The sequence below is a fragment of the Saccharicrinis aurantiacus genome, assembly GCF_001660705.2.
GTDB lineage: Bacteria > Bacteroidota > Bacteroidia > Bacteroidales > Marinilabiliaceae > Saccharicrinis > Saccharicrinis aurantiacus.
Genome location: NZ_LYBV02000034.1, coordinates 104,957 through 122,024, shown reverse-complemented (window position 1 = coordinate 122,024; position 17,068 = coordinate 104,957). Strand labels below are relative to the sequence as shown.

6 protein-coding genes are annotated in these 17,068 nt (G+C 34.9%); 3 read left to right on the top strand and 3 right to left on the bottom strand.

Annotated features, from left to right (window positions below):
* Positions 1-206 precede the first annotated feature (206 nt).
* Positions 207-1,598 carry an aminopeptidase P family protein gene (locus A8B35_RS17165; RefSeq protein ID WP_068474466.1) on the top strand — a complete coding sequence of 464 codons (1,392 nt, stop codon included), beginning with the start codon at positions 207-209 and terminating at the stop codon, positions 1,596-1,598.
* A 423-nt stretch (positions 1,599-2,021) separates the two neighbouring features.
* Here the strand turns inward: A8B35_RS17165 and A8B35_RS17160 are convergent, their stop codons facing one another.
* The 3 genes from A8B35_RS17160 to A8B35_RS17150 all read right to left on the bottom strand — a co-directional run bounded on the left by A8B35_RS17160 (position 2,022) and on the right by A8B35_RS17150 (position 8,887).
* The gene (locus A8B35_RS17160) at positions 2,022-3,353 is read right to left on the bottom strand and encodes a RagB/SusD family nutrient uptake outer membrane protein (RefSeq protein ID WP_068474464.1); all 1,332 of its coding nucleotides are present in this window, start codon (positions 3,351-3,353) and stop codon (positions 2,022-2,024) included.
* A 15-nt stretch (positions 3,354-3,368) separates the two neighbouring features.
* Complete coding sequence (locus A8B35_RS17155) at positions 3,369-6,662, bottom strand: SusC/RagA family TonB-linked outer membrane protein (RefSeq protein ID WP_068474457.1); 3,294 nt, start codon at positions 6,660-6,662, stop codon at positions 3,369-3,371.
* Between the two features lie 602 nt (positions 6,663-7,264).
* Positions 7,265-8,887 carry a tetratricopeptide repeat protein gene (locus tag A8B35_RS17150; RefSeq protein ID WP_068474455.1) on the bottom strand — a complete coding sequence of 541 codons (1,623 nt, stop codon included), beginning with the start codon at positions 8,885-8,887 and terminating at the stop codon, positions 7,265-7,267.
* Between the two features lie 323 nt (positions 8,888-9,210).
* On the opposite strand from A8B35_RS17150, the gene A8B35_RS23400 reads away from it, so the two are divergent.
* Positions 9,211-9,351 (top strand): hypothetical protein, encoded by a 141-nt coding sequence (locus A8B35_RS23400; RefSeq protein ID WP_171973231.1) that lies wholly within the window; start codon positions 9,211-9,213, stop codon positions 9,349-9,351.
* 20 nt (positions 9,352-9,371) lie between these two features.
* Complete coding sequence (locus tag A8B35_RS17145) at positions 9,372-17,051, top strand: S8 family serine peptidase (RefSeq protein WP_068474453.1); 7,680 nt, start codon at positions 9,372-9,374, stop codon at positions 17,049-17,051.
* Positions 17,052-17,068: the final 17 nt, after the last annotated feature.

The following is a 17,068-nucleotide window of genomic DNA, read 5'->3' as shown; positions in this document are numbered from 1 at the left end:
CCCTTCAAAATAAAGAACCCTATAATCATCGGGCCGGGCTTTGCGTTCATACTCCTCGCTTCGTGCCTCAGCTGTGGGGTATCCACTTCAATCCCTCACGCATAATACTGCCTGCATAGTCAAGTAATTTGTAGTGTGTTTAACCTTGAGTAAACACATACTTTTCTTAATTCTTTATCATTAAATTAGGGGCAAAATTTTAAACTATGTTTGCTAAAGAAACTTATATAAACCGACGCGCTCAGCTGAAAAACAAACTGAGCAACGGAATTGCCCTAATAATGGGTAATGTTGATGCCAGCACCAATTACTTGCATAACACCTATCACTTCCGTCAGGATAGTACTTTCTTATATTTTTTTGGGATAGACTTACAGGGCCTTGCCGGAGTTATAGATTTAGAAAGTGGCGAAGAAATGCTTTTTGGCGACGACTTTACTGTTGATGATATCATTTGGATGGGTCCCCAAGCCAAATTAGCCGATAATGCAGCCAAAGTTGGCGTAAGCAAAACCTACCCCTTTGCAAAGTTAGGCGAGGTAATTGCCCAAGCGCAAAAGCAGGGCAGAACTGTGCATTTTACACCGCCTTACCGAGGTAAGAATATGATGACGATGGGTGATTTATTAAACGTTCATCCCAATAAAGTAAAAGAAATGGCCTCGCTTGAATTGATAAAGGCTTGCATCTCTATTCGCTCTATTAAAGAACCAGCAGAAATAGAAGAGATGGATCGTCATATGGCAGTGGGTCATCAAATGCATACAACAGCTATGCGCATGGCACAAGAAGGATTGAGTGAGCAGGAAATCACCGGTATATTAGAAGCTATTTCTATTTCGGGCGGAGGAATGGTTTCATTTCCTATAATTTGCTCTATACATGGCGAAACATTGCACAATCATTATCATGGAAATACCTTAAAAAATGGCGACTTGCTATTGGTTGATGCCGGAAGTGAATCACCATTACATTATGCAACAGATAATACGCGAACATCGCCAGTTGGCGGAAAATTTTCGCAACAACAAAAAGAAATATATCAGATTGTTTTAGACGCTAACAATAACGCATTGGCAGCTACCAAGCCAGGTGTTACCTATAAAGATGTTCACTTATTAGCCGCCAAAACCATTGCTACAGGTTTAAAAGAACTTGGCTTAATGAAGGGCGATGTTGATCAGGCTGTGGCTGAAGGTGCACATGCTTTATTTTTCCCGCATGGTTTAGGGCATATGATTGGCCTAGATGTGCACGATATGGAAGATTATAACGACACTCTGGTGGGTTATGATGATGAGGTAAAGCGAAGCGCTCAATTCGGACTCTCAGCGCTCAGACTAGGACGTAAATTAGAAGAGAATTTTACCATAACCAATGAACCAGGCATCTATTTTATTCCTGCATTAATTGATAAATGGAAAGCTGATAAACACTTATCCGAATTTATTAACTATTCGAAAGTTGAGAGTTATAAAGGCTTTGGTGGCATTAGGCTCGAAGATGATATTTTGCTTACGAAAGAAGGAAGCCGTATTATGGGAGATCGTATTCCAATTACCATTGATGAGGTAGAAAAAACAATATCTGGCAAATAATACTATTCTCTGTAAATACAGAATTAGGCTTAATTACAATCAAATCAATAGCATCGAACTATTGGTTTGATTGTAAATTTATTGTTTTGGGTAGTTGAATTTTAAGTTTCAGCTTACTATTTAATGCGATTGCATGTACCCAATAAAATTGCATTTTTTTACGCCAAATTGGCTAAATCCCCAATCGAATTCAATAAAGTACTGCCAAATTGGCTAAATCCCCACTGAAGTTCAACGAATCCCCATCAAAATGGACTTTTCCCCATTGGTTTTGAATATATCCCCAATAGAATTGTGTAAATGAACGGGTGTTTACCAATTACACTATAAAATTAATCTATAGTATAATTGGTAAAAGTAAATGTATTTGAATAAAAACAAAGAGGCTATTCTATTTTAAGAAAGCCTCTATATGTTGTGTTCTTAATCTATCAATAAATTGTTTGTTTGGATTGCAGATTGCGGGATTGGTACAGTATATCTAGGATCATTTTGTTCAAGTACATAGTCAACTCCATTATATGAATGAATAAATGATGGTTGAGTAGTTCTACGTAGATCATACCAACGGAATCCTTGCATGGCTAACTCACGAAAGCGTTCTTCATAGATATAATTTAATAGATCATCTTTTTCCAATCCTTTTATCAAAGTTTCTTGCTCAAGAAAATAAGATTCACTTACCCTATTTTTAATTAAGGTTAGTAATTTCTCTTTAGCAAGTTCTTGGTTACCTGTTTGAGCAGCAGCCTCAGATAGAATTAAATATAGCTCAGATATACGCATACTTACTTTGTTTTCGATACGCATACCAATCTCAAACCCAAAGAAACCAAAATATAAATCAGGTCTAAAGTCTGATGAGTTATAGCTTTCTTTTAGTTTTACTGAAGGCTCCAATTGAAACACTATATCTTCAGATAGAGTTTGCTCAAGTGCCAGTATATTTTCTACTGAGTTATAATGAAAAGGAGGCTCCTCATAACCTTCATTAAGGTTAACCAATGTATCATTGATAGCTAAAGCTTTTGTAGCATATTCTTGAGCAACTTCCCAATTACCCATATATTGAGCTACACGAGAAGCAAACCCATAGGCTGATATTTTCGAAAATCGATAATTTAAGCCTTTCTCTTGCTCATCAATATTTAATAATTCTATCCCTTTTTCAATATCACTTACTATACTTGTGTATACCTGATTAATTGTATTTATACTATAATCTTGATCTGCATCAGTATTAAATACTAAAGGAATACCTTTTTGAGAATCCGAATTTACTTTATTATAATGATCAGCATATGTATTTACTAAATTGAAATAGGTATATGCTCTTAGTAAATAACTCTCTCCAACAGTTTGTTTTAGACTTGTACTAGTATTATCTATTGTAGAGAATGCATTGTTTATTATATAATTTGCATTAAAAATAACTTTATACGAATCGGCATAAGGAAATTTTAATCCATCTGGATCTTGTGTGGCGAAATCATCATTCCATATGAAGATATCAACGATAGGGACTTCTGATATTGCGAAACCTTGTATGGCAACTTCATCACCTCTAACAGATGCTGTTGATCTAATTTCGGGGAAATTAGCATAAGACTCTGTTAGTAACATTCTAAAATCATCGTCATCACTTGGAATAACAATTCCGATTGGTTCAATATCTAAAAAGTCTGAACAGGATACTGTTGCTATACTCGCAAGAAGAGCTACAGCAAATAATTTGAATATATTTTTTGCTTTCATAATAAATTCTATAAACTAAAATGAAATATTAAGGCCCATCATAAAGGACTGAGTTAATGGTTGACTATATGTATTTCCAAAGGTTTCTGGGTCAGAATAACCATCGTAGTTACTTCCAAAAACGAAAGGATTGCGTGCCTCAAAACTTAGTTTTACTGCACTCATGGTTAGTTTTTCACACAAGATACTTGGGATGCTATATTCTAATTGTATAGAACTTATACGTAGATAACTTATTTTCTTATACCAGATATCTAAATCATTAAATGCATTCATATTTTGTTCTTCACTTCCTCCTTGCATCCAGTAATAGTCTAGATCTCTATCACCTTCGTACATTCCTGGACCTACAATTCCTGGATACATGCTACCAGGATTGCTAGGTGACCAAATATTCAATATTTCATTAGTAGTGTTTACACCAATATCAAAGTCGGTCATACTATAAAAAGGTTGCTCTTTAACCCATTGATTAATATGAAAGTTTGTGAATATTTTTAGATTCCAATTTTTGTAATTAAAGTTGTTATTAAAACCACCACTCCATTCAGGCGTTGTTGTACCAACCTCGGTGTAAAGATTTCGTAATTCATCGTTACTTAAACCTGATTCAACATTAGTAGCTATGTCCCATTGAGCCTGAAGCTGAAAAAAATCTTTCACATTCATATCTACACCATCCTTAACAAAGATAGGGTAGCCTTGAGCATCAACACCATTAGTTGGTAATGCATAAATGGTATTTATTGATGATCCAACTAAAGAAGGAGTCAAATTATTATCATCCAGAAATAGGTCTTTAACCTCATTGGTGTTTTTATAAATATTAAAACCTGTTTGCCATGAAAAATTATTTGTTTTAATATTTATAGTTGTTAATGATAGCTCTATTCCATTATTGGACATTTCGGCATAGTTAAGAGCTCTAGAACTAAAGCCAGCTTCTTCAGGTGTTCCTAGTATAGATACCAGATCCGTTGAATTTCGATTATAGATATCCAGACCCGCTGAAATTCGATTATTAAATACGCCCATATCTATACCAACATTCCAAGTTGTTGTTTTTTCCCAACCTAATTCATTATTTGGAGGAGATACAACTTCAATAGTTCCTTCAGTAAATGCCGGTAAAACATTGGTTTTGTTATATCGCCCTATTACGAATGGGTACGTATTTTTATCAATATTACCTTGAATACCGTATGAGCTACGTATATTTAATGAAGATAAAAAGTTAACATTATTCATAAATGTTTCTTCTGTAACATGCCATACTCCACCAATAGAATAAATAGGGAGTGATTTGTTTGCTTCATCAGCTCCAAATAAATCTGACTCATCATAACGTATGCTACCTGAAACAGAGTATCGATTTTGGTATGAATAGTTAGCTGTTGCAAAAAAAGAAGAATAAGCATTTGTAATCTCTCTTTTATCATATAAAGGATACTTACGAGCTTCTTCTGCATTATTAAATGTAGTAGGTGCAGCAGCCAAAGATTTAGGATTAACACCATAAGCAGCAGAATATATTTGATTATATGTACTCTTTCGTTGTTCGCTACCTATCATTAAGTCAATTTCGTGCTTCCCAAATTCTTCAGAATATTGTAACATATTCTTAATATTCCATTGATCAAAGGAATTATTATTATTTGCTATTGAACCACCCTCTGGTAAAGCGTACGTATAGTTAGGGGCGTAACCAGATCGGCTTCCTTCTCTTTGTTTTAGGGCATAGTAGCTTTCTTCTTGGGCAGAATATTCGTCTGATATTCTATCGTTGCTTAAACCTATTTGAGATACAAACTTAACTGTTGAAGTTATATCCCATTTCAAGTCGAATATACTGTGTGTTGTGAAAATATCTTGAGTATAGTTTGTGTTAGAACGCTCCTCTAATACGTTATAGTTGATTTGAGTGCCACCATAACCAAGTATATCCTTATCGTATATATATTCACCTTCATCGTCTTTTAATTGCTGATAAGGGTTTACTGTTCGTATATACCTGCTAGGGTTAGTGTTTGAATCAAAGTCGGCTAAGTAAGATGATTCATTGCGTTTACTAGTAAACAATGAAACACCAATATTTAGTTTGGAGCTTACTTGAAAATCTGTTTTTAAGGTAGCATTAAACCTATCAAATGATGTACCTTTTGTTGTACCATCTTGATTATAATAACCAACTGAGAAGTAATAATTAGTAACTTCATTACCTCCAGATATATCCATTGAGTGGTTTTGTGTTAACGCATTCTGGTATAACTCATCATATATACCAGAATTTGTATTACGTAGGTTATTAATGCTGGATTGTGACTCGGGCGATAGGCCTGAAAAACCTTGCTGTTGGTATAATTCATATTCATCAGCATTTTGTATTATACGTGCAACCTCTCCTCTTCCCAAGGGTGAATTTAAATCGGTTCTACCTGCAAAGTCTAACTCTAAATCTACCTTTTGGTTAGCGTTAAGCAAGTTTAAATTAGTATACTTTGGTTGCATACTTACACCCCAATTAGTGTTTGCATTAACCCTGATATCACCTTTAGTACCGCGCTTAGAAGTTAAAACAATAACCCCATTTGATGCCCGTGCACCATAGATAGCTGTAGCTGAAGCATCTTTTAAAACTGTAATTGATTCGATATCGGATGGTTGTATACCTCCTATAGACGAGTATTGTAACTGATCAAAATCAGAACCTACCATTTGTGGTACTTCGTTGCTATTTAATGGCATTCCATCTAAAACCCATAATGGTTGACTATTACCTTGAATTGTTGAGTTACCTCGAATAGTAATATTTGGGCTAGATCCCGGACGACCTGTTATTGTACTAACATCAACTCCATTTATCTGTCCAGCAAGCATCTGATCTACATTTGCGACTGCTTTTTGTTCAATATCAAGTAAATCTACCTTGGCAATAGCTCCCGTAATTTTTTTGCCTTTAAGTTCTTGATATCCCGTTACTACAACCTCATCCCATAATGAAAAAGATTCTTCCATTATAACTTCGTAATAGTTTTGTGATCCTAATTGAAGATCAAAATCATCGAAACCAACCATACTAAATCTTAATTCAATAACGGATTTAGATATAGTTAATTGAAAGTTGCCATTGGCATCAGATACTGTGTTGATATCTGAGGCAGAATTAATTAATTTATTGTTCTGGTAAATGGCTATGCCAGATATTGGCATACCATCTATTCCCATAACTTTACCTTTGATGGTACGGCTTTCTTGTGCCCACAATAATGCAGGGATAAAGACAAGAACTGCCCAAAGTACATGTTTCATTAGAAATAATTTAGTTTGTAATTAAAATATTGCCAACACTTTAATATCAGAAACCAATTAAGAACACATCACAATAATAAAAGAATACAAGAATAATTGTATTAAATAAATACTAGAATAAAATGTATAAGATTAGAGTAAGAGAGCGTTATTATATAGTTTTAATAATAAAGGTATTGACTTAAGTTAGTTTAGAAATAATAAATTTTTAGTTATGTAGGCTAGTGTCTGTTATACATAAGAATAATTTAAAAGTTACATTTAGTTTATGTTTTTTTCAATAAAAAAGAGGAAGACTTATTAAAAAATAAGTGCTTCCCCTTTTAGTTAGGTTTGCATATCTTAAATGCTAGTTTTCTATTTTATCTAGTGTAAATGTTTCTTGATCAAACCCGTAAAGTGGATCTTCTTTTTGGCGAAGACTTTAACGTTGAAGATATAATATGGATGGGGCCATAAGCCAAATTAGCCGATAATGCAAACAAAGTTGGCATTAGTAAGATCGATCCCTTTGCGAATAGTGGGGAAATAGTAAGCAATTAACTAAGATAAATAGAGCAGGGAAAGATTTTACAGTATGTCTTTCCCTTTTTTAGTATTTGTTAAAATTGCTCCAAATAGGTAATGATATTAATATCTATACCAGTTAAACCAAGGCGTTTTCTTAGTCTTCCGCGTGCAACCTCAACCCCTCTAACGGTTTGATGGGTTATGGCGGCAATTTCTTTTGAGGTCATATTTAAGCGTAGTAATGCGCATAGTCTCTCCTCTGATGGACTAATATCAGGATGCTTGGCGCGTATTTGCTCATAAAAATCTTTATGAACCTGATTAAAGCGCATTTCAAACTCTTGCCAAACCTCATTGTCGGACTGCGATTGTAGGTTATAAATTACCTTTTGAATCGCTTTTTTCTGATCGCCTTTAATTGTTTGTTTCACATCAATCAAATCCTTTGTGACTGCATTTAAAAGTTCATTTTTCTGAACTAAATACATCACATTAGTAGTTAATTCTTTGTCTTTTGTTTCAACATCTAATGCCAAATTAGAATTCTCAAGTGATATCCTTCGTTTCTGAATACGTGAAATTCTAAACAGTAACGATATAACTATTAAGAGTGCAGATAGGATAATGATCCAGATTATAAACTGAATTTTCATTTTCGCTTTATCTCTTTCATTTCTTTCCTCAAGTCTCTCTATTTCAAACGCAACTTGTAACTGTGATATTTGAGTTACTTTTTGTTTGTTTATAAGGCTATCACTAAGTAATTTGTATTTCTTAAATTCTTCTAGGGCTTCTGCAATTCTATTTTCCTTTTCATAAATCTGATACAAGAACATATGAGAAACCATTTGAGGTTCCAGTGCATTTATTTGTTGGCTTAAATCAAGTGATTTTTTTGCGGCCCATTCAGCGCTATCATTATTGTTGATCCCAGAATAGTAATTAGATAAAAAATAATAAGATTTTGAAAGGCCCTCTAAGGTATTTAACTCAGTACGTAATACAATAGACTTATCAAGATAACCTTTAGCCAAATTGTAATTACCATTAGCCATTTCAATTTTACCTAAATTATTATAAATAGATGCTTCAATATCTGTAAAATTTTTACCAGCCACTTCAAGTAAGCCTTTTTGGTAATATTGTTTAGCTTCATTAATCAAATTTAATCGTTCTTTAGCACTTGCAATATTATTATATATTTGGGCTTTGGCTCTAAGGCTTTTTTCTTGCTTTTTCTTATCAAGTAAATTGTAATTTTGTAATGCCTGATGATATAGAGTTATTGCCTCTTCATAATTCTCAAGTTTATCATATATGGCTCCGATATTACAATACGAATACATTAAATTGAAATATAATTCATTATCATGAAAGTAATGTACAGCATTGTAGTTATTCTCAAGGGCCTCTTCGTAGTTGCCAATATAAAATTCACTGATCCCTTTTTCAAAATTAATCAAAGCAGATTCATGTTCTCTATTATACTGTTTAGCCAACAACTCTGCTTCTGTTCCAAATAATATCGATTTCTTTAAATCATACTGTCTGGTATGTCTAATCAGCTCAATTATGATTTTTAACTTCTCTTCGGGTAGTGTTTCCTGCTTATACTTAAACTTCAGGCTATCTTCTTTAATAAAACTGCTTGAATAACCATTGCCCCCCCCTAATAATAGGGCACATAATGAAATAAATCGAATAATTGTGTTCACGTGTATTGTGTTGTAGTGTTAATGTTGTGTCAATATATATAACTATAGGGCCTATCTGCAAAACTCAAGCCATAAAATCACTAGAATTAGCGCATTATCCATACGAGATGTCGATGTTGAGGTGGTTAATACTTAAATAACAGATATATACTCTTTTTGTTGAGAGGTGGAATATTCTATTACGCGACATTGGTTTTTATAAATGTTGAGGTTTTGTTCGAGTAATGTGATGATTTGAGAGGGTTTTCTATTTCACAAAAGCTCTACAATTTGGCTTTTTTGTGACATTAATTAAAAATAACCAATAATTACGCTTGTTGCTTATGGAAGCAGATATGGAGGATAGAGAAATCTATCAGCTTATAGAAAAGAGAGAAAAAGAGAACGAGGTTTTTAAAAAGCTCCTAAAAAAATTAGAAGCCAAAAGGAAATCTAAAATCGAAAAAAGTAAGAGTAAAAAATAAGAAGGTAAACTTCACACACTATGAATGAAATTTTAAAACAATTACGTCTAATCACACTTGTATTGAGCTTGTCGTTATTATCAAATATCGGTAATGCACAGGAGATCTCTCAATATAGTAACGGACAACTTAAGGGAGCTATTAAAATCAAAGTTAAGCCTGAGATGGTTTCAGCTCCAACAGGCCTAAAGTCGATAACAGAAGCCAATGGGTATACAAGTGTTGGTATATCAAATATTGACAAACTAAATGTGAAGTTTAAGACAACTAAAATGGAGCGTTTGTTTCCATACTCACCTAAGCATGACGCTAAACATCAGAAGCATGGGTTGCATTTATGGTACAAGCTATCTGTGGAATCTGAAGATGAATTAAAAGCTGTTTTATCTGCATACGGGCAGTTAGATGAAATTCAAGTTGCGGAGCCATTTTATCAAAAAAGTTTAATACCGCATTCTATTACTCAGCTAACAGAAACTGTCGTTAAAGGACCTTCAGCACTTTCTAATAGTGACGTAACTGTTGATGATCCTATGTTTGATCAGCAGTGGCATTATCATAATACTGAGGATAATCCGGGTAATCCTAGAGAGCCAAGAGCAGATGTCAATCTTTTAAAAGCATGGGAAACTCAAGTGGGTAGCCCCGAGGTTATTATTGCTATTGTTGATCAAGGAATGGACCATCAGCACGAGGATTTAATCCAAAATATGTGGGTTAATGAGGCTGAGCTTAACGGTACACCAGGTGAAGATAGTGATGGTAATGGGTATATTGATGACATATATGGTTTCAATTTCGTTACGTTTACTGGCGATATAGACCCACTTCCTCATGGCACACACGTTGGAGGTACAGTTGCTGCAACTAACAATAACGGTATTGGGGTAGCAGGAGTTGCCGGAGGCTCTGGTTCAGGAGACGGTGTGCGTTTGATGTCATGTATGATTATGTCAGAGAGCGCCAATGGTAGTGCTGAAGATGCATTAGTATATGCAGCTGATAATGGAGCAGTAATTGCTCAAAATAGCTGGGGGTACAATCAACCTGATATTCTCGAGGAATCTATTCTTGACGCCATTGACTATTTTATTGAAGAGGCAGGTGATTTTGATGGTAGCCCAATGAAAGGGGGAGTGGTAATTTTTGCTGCTGGTAATAATGGTGAAGAAGGAAACTATTGGCCAGGTTGCTATGAGAAGGTCATCGCTGTAGCCGCAACAGATCCATCTAATCACTTATCTTCTTATTCTAACTACGGTACTTGGATTGACATAAGTGCACCAGGTGGTGATGTTCAACAAGGCGAGGATCATGGTGTTTTAAGCACAATGCCTGGTAACGAATACGGTTTTTACGACGGTACTTCAATGGCATGTCCACACGTTTCAGGTATTGCTGGTTTAGTGGTTTCTCAGTTTGGTAATCATAATGATGGTGTTGACAATTTTACAGCGGAGCAATTATGGAACCGTCTTTTAGGTGGTACAAGCGTTATTGATACAATAGGGTATAACTCTAACATTGCAGGAAAAATGGGTTTAGGTGCTACCGATGCTTATTTGGCTTTGCTTAATGATGAAGGAATTGCCCCAGATCCAATTACAGACCTTCGAAGTGAAGGAGAATCTTCTACGATGGCTCTATTAAACTGGACTGTTCCGGCCGACGAAGATGATGAAAAGCCTCGTTATTTTCATATATATTATTACGATGAGCCAATTACATCTGATAATTTAAAGTTTACCTATAAAGCAATAGAAAACTCAAGTGCTGAGGCAGGAGATACCTACAGCTATGAGTTAAAGAATTTGGAGGCGAATACTACCTATTATTCTGTAGTAACTGGCGTTGATCGTTGGGGTAATGAAGCCTCTTTGTCAAATCAAATTAGTTTTATTACTAATAATGGACCAATTGTTGAACTTAATCCTGATAGTATTGACTTTTCAATTAATGTACTTCAAAATAAAATATATGAAGATAATTTTACTATAAGTAATACTGGTGAAGGTTTACTAAGTTATCAGTTAGAAGCTTATCATGTTGGGAATGAAGATATCTTAGAGGAAGAACTTACTGAAAGAATTTATTATAAAACCTATCATGGTAGTGTTGTACCAACTATTAATTCTAACTCATTTGAATCTGATGCAACTTTTTCGCCGTTTGAGCAAAAGCCTGAAGAACGGTATTTATATCATTTCGATGATGAGTGGATGTCTTATACGATGGTTATCATTGGCGACGAAAATATTCAAGTACCAAATTCAGCTGCAACCAAATATTACGTAAATAATTCTATTGGCTTTAACCTAACAGGTATTGAAGTGGCCTTATATTTAGAGCGTGATCTACAAGAGCCTGCGTACCTTGAGATTTTTAAGGGTGACGATATTTATACTGCCGATTTAATTCACCGTCAGGCTTTTTATTCTGAAGGAGATTTAAGTTCATTTGATGAGGTAAAACTTGATCATCAAATTTTCTTTAAGCAAGGCGAAGTGTTTTTTGTGGTAATTCATATACCACCAGGTCACTTATATCCGTTAATTGCCTCACAAGGTTATAATGAATCGTCAAGTAATTATTCTTATTATAGTTCTGATCAAGGTACAACGTGGAAATTATTAAGAGATGTTTATCACGATGATACTAAAGTTTGGTGCCATATTGGTATGAATAACTTAGTTGAGTTAGACCCATATGTAAAATTAGATAAAACAGAGGGGTATCTGGAGCCCGGAGAGTCTGAAACTATATCGTTTACTGTTGATGCAGATAGTTTAATTAATGGTGATTATGTTTCTAAGATTCAAGCTTTTGGTGTTGGCTTCGAAGATTATTGGAAATCTTTAGATTTAACATTTGATGTAAGTGGCCAAACTTACCATATGGATAGCGAAGGTATTCTAGATTACGGTAATGTATTTGTTGGTGTTAGTAAAGAGATGGAAATAGAAGTATCTAATATTGGTTTAGGTGCATTCCATAGTGGTAGTGGATCTTCTTTAAGTTTATCAATATCAAATGATGTTTTTTCTCTTGTAGGACTTGCACCTACCACCATTCAGGCTGAGCGGTCTCATAATTTTAAATTTTTATATACACCTACAACTTCAGGGATTGATAACGCTGTAGTTACAATAACTGAACAGAATGGTGGAACACATCAATTTAGTTTATTTGGTTCTTCCTCTATGCCACCTAAAGCAGTTGTTACTCCAGAGACAAATTATTTTGATGATATTGTTTTAGATAATAATGTTCAAGGTTCTTTTACCTTGAAAAATGAAGGTGCTTATCCGCTAGAATATTACATACCTCGTTTTGCTGATGGTTCTAATATGCCTGATTTTGACGATAAACTTGTTCATACATTCGGATACGTATCAGGTACTTCAAGCCCAGGAATAGATGAAGAAGAAGCCTTCGAGTGGGTTGATATTTCACAAACGGGTACTGAGATCGGTAATAAATTTCTTTTAGATGGAAGTTTAGTTTTCGAAGATGCATTAATGGGCTTTAGTTTCCCATTCTTTGGAAATACATTTGATACGTGTTATATAACAAATCAAGGAGCTGTTTCTTTTGTTAATGAGGGATGGTTTAATGCAAAACCTGCTGGTTATAATAGTGAAGCTCAGCCAAGTAAAATGGTGTGTGCGTGGGGTATGCCTTTTGATTTGCATTTAAGTGGTAACATTTATTACCAAGCTTTACCGGGTAAATTTATAATCCAGTACGATCAAGTTTCTCATGGGTCTTACTTTTATGATGAGGATGAATCTAATGGTGTAGGTTGGTTAGATGAGCCTATTACTTTCCAAATTGTATTGCATCAAAGTGGAGATATTGATTATTTCTATAAAGACTTAGGTAATGTTTTAAACGATTTGGACTTAGGATTTAACCGTGCTTTTGCATTAGTATCTATTGAGGACTATGATCTTGGAGATTTGCTGGTTCTCAATGGTTATGGAACATCACAAGATGATCCTTTTGTTGCGGGCTATGCTCCAACTACAGGTGATGCGGTATATTTTAAGAACCCAGGTCGTGGTGCTGTTCAGGAAGTTACCAATGCATATGGTACCATTCCAGTAAATAGCGAAGTTGAAATAGAATATACTGTTATAACAGATAGCTTATATGTAGGTAATTTTGATGAGAGAATAAATGTAGTTTCTACCGATCCAATTAATAATCCTGTTACACATACCATAAACTTAAATATTACCAGTGGTGGAGATGCTGAATTCTCCTTTAATGTTGATACTGTTGATTTTGGAGATGTTTTCCAAGGGGGTGTCTATTCGCAAAATTTAATAGCTGGTAACGATGGACGTGCTATAGGATATTACGAAAGTGTTACAGTTCAGAACGAACGTTTTACAATCGATGGGTATATGCCTGTAGATTTGCACCCAGATAACTTCTCAGACTATACTGTAAGTGTTAATGCGGAAAATTTAGGGGAGTTAAACGATGTTATTATTTTCAAAACCTCTACAGGTGATGAAGTTACAGTTCCTGTAACATGTACTATTATTGAAGCTCCGTTTATCTCAGCGGATAAAGAGTCAATTAGCGAAAGTTTAAACTATGGCGAAGATAAAGTAGTAAAGATTGAAGTAAGTAATACCGGTAATAACCCTATGGAAGTAACTCCATCAGGTACTGAGTGGTTAAAAGTATCACCATCAGATGATTCTGATTATGTTACCGGACAAGATTATTCGTATTCTATTGACTATAATGAAGGCTCTGAGTTTTACGCGCCATCTAATGTTATGGAAGAGGGTGATAAATGGGATGGTCCTGAGGACCCTTTCGATCCTGATACATATTGGAATGCTTTCCCTCTTCCTTTCGAAATTCCATTTTATGGTGAATCTTACGATACTATCTATATAGCTATAAATGGTGTAATGACATTTCTTCCAGATCAAGAAACCACAGAAATGGGGCCAATTTACTATATTCCTAACACTGAGGGTATTCAAGGATTTCTTGCACCTATGTATTGTATAGGTGGCTTAAGTAGTCCTGATTTTTATCCAGAAACTGGAATTTATACACATGCTTATGAAGATAAATATGTGGTACGTTATCAAGATATCGCTTCATTTGCCGGAGGCTCTCCAGCATCTGTAGAAGTATGGATGTTCAGAGATGGTACTGTTAAGTATACGTTCGATGTGCCTGAATATGAAACTAGTAATGTAATAACAGGTATTGTAGGTATGCAAAACCAAGATGGTACCAAAGGTCTCCAGGTTTCTGCTAATACCAAAGGTGTAATTTTTGATAAAACTGTTATAACATTCACACCGCAAGATACATACGAAATTGAAGCGAATAGTACTAAGTATTTCGATATTAACCTTAATGCAAACTCAATATTTGGAGGTAACTACGAAACGGATTTAGTTTTTGCGAATAATACGCCTTCAGATCCTGATTTTACTATACCTGTTTCTTTAGAAGTAATTGGTAGCGACAATGTTGTGATTTCGGATACCCTTCACGTTGGTGAATTGTTTATTGCTGAAAATCCAGATGAAGATAGTTTTTACTCTAATTTGTATTACGATTTTAACTTTACTGTACGTAACGAGGGCTCAAATCCTCTAGAAATCTCTCGAATTATGTTTACCAACGGTTTTAACCTTGGTATGATAATGGGTGACAAGAATAAATTCGGTGATCCGGATGCGACTGATGATTGGGTTGATATAGAATCGAATTGGATTAATTATACTATTCGTCCAAATAATGAGGAAACATTTAACCTGCGTATTATGCCTGTAAATCAAGAGTCTATTGAGGATATGATTTACATACAGTGTAATGTTGAAGAAGGTAATATTCAAATTCCAGTTAGTGCTGAGTTTGTTCAACCACCAGTTATATCAGCTGACCAAACAAAAATTAGTGTTAGAGCAAACACAATTGATGAAGAACAGCATAGGCAGTTTACTTTTAAAAACGAAGGGGCTTCAAACTTAGAGTATTCTTTAGGTATTGGTTTTGACGATCCGTATTCTGAATCTTTCAATGTTTATAGTTTACAAGAATATAATTTCTTTACATCGTCGGCTGAGAAACCATCTATAATGAAATTTGAGAATGAAGGTCCAGTTATTTCAACATTCAGCAACGATTTTGAACGTGACGAATTCAACAATATTCTAGAGCATGAAAATACTGAAGTATCTGAAAATGCCCTTGGATTTAATGGATCTTTACCCTTAAGTACAGCCACTTCATTTGCAGCACCAGCCGAAGGTTTCAATCTTTCGCATGTTGTACTTTGGTATAATTATGGTGAGGTACTTTCTTCTGAAATTGAAGTAGAGATTAGAGGTGGTCATAATAATTTCTTTAATACTGAGGTTCTTCATACTTATACATATACACATAAAGCAGATGAAGCTACTGATTACGGTAATTTCATAACTATTGATTTAGAAGAGCAATTATTCTTCTACCCAAAAGAGAAGTTTTATGTAGTTCTGCACTTTGAGCAAAAGGTATTATACCCACAAGGTATTTCGGTTGTGCCTTCTCCGCAGTTAGATCGTTTCTATTATGGCGACGGAAGTTTCTTTATTGACGCGGTAAATGCAGGTTTTGGTTCTTTAGCATGGATGGTTAAAGCAGTTGAAGTTGAGCCAAGTGATAATTTCTGGGTAATGATTGATAGTGAGAAAGAGGGATCTCTTGCTCCTGGCGAGGAAACAACGGTTGATCTTACCTTTGCATCTATTTTTGCACTGCAAGGAACCAATGATGCATTGGTGCAAATTTCAAGTAATGATCCGCTTGACTCACTAGTTTCTGTTCCAGTTGAACTTTATCAAAATATGGGGCCGGCTTATCCTGATGGCGATGCAGCTTACTTCTCTGTTTACGAGATGGATACCATGTTGTATCGTTTACGCCCTTATGATCCTGACGGCGATGAGTTTACTGTTAAAGTTGTTGAAGATAAACCATACTTTGAATACACTCAAGAGGGTAACGATATCAATTTCTATTTTACTCCTGATTACGATGGTGAGGGTGATCACTTTATAGAGGTTGAAGGTGAAGATGAGTATGGAAATACAAGCAAGTTTACTTTAAATATTTCTGTAATGAACCTGAACCGTGCTCCTGTTGTGCATCAAGAAATTGGCGAGCAGGTATTTCCACTCGAAAGTGATGAAGGAATTTATATGGATCTAACAGATTATATCTCAGATCCTGATGAAGATCCACTTACTTTTGAAGTTTTCTATAGTGCAACAGACGTTCTTACGCATATGCAAGATGGAAGTGCAGTTGTATTTACACCACGTAAACTCGGTGATATAGAAATTAACATAAAGGCAACTGATATACATGGAGCTTCAGTTGATACTGAATTTATGGCCTTTGTTGACCACCGGGTAGGTGTTGATGATAATGAGGCCGTTCGTGTTGCTATTTATCCTAATCCAGTTAGCGACGTACTACGCATTTACTCTAATGCAACTAACTCTCAAGAATCCTTAGTCCAGATATATACCATTACCGGAGAAGAAATTCTTCGTCGTGAATTTATTCTAAACAATGAGTCAGCATTGGATTTAAAGCACCTTACAGAAGGTATCTATCTACTAAAATTAACTCAGGGAGAAAAAGTTATAACTAAAAAGATCACAAAAATTTAATTAATCGGGTTCATGAT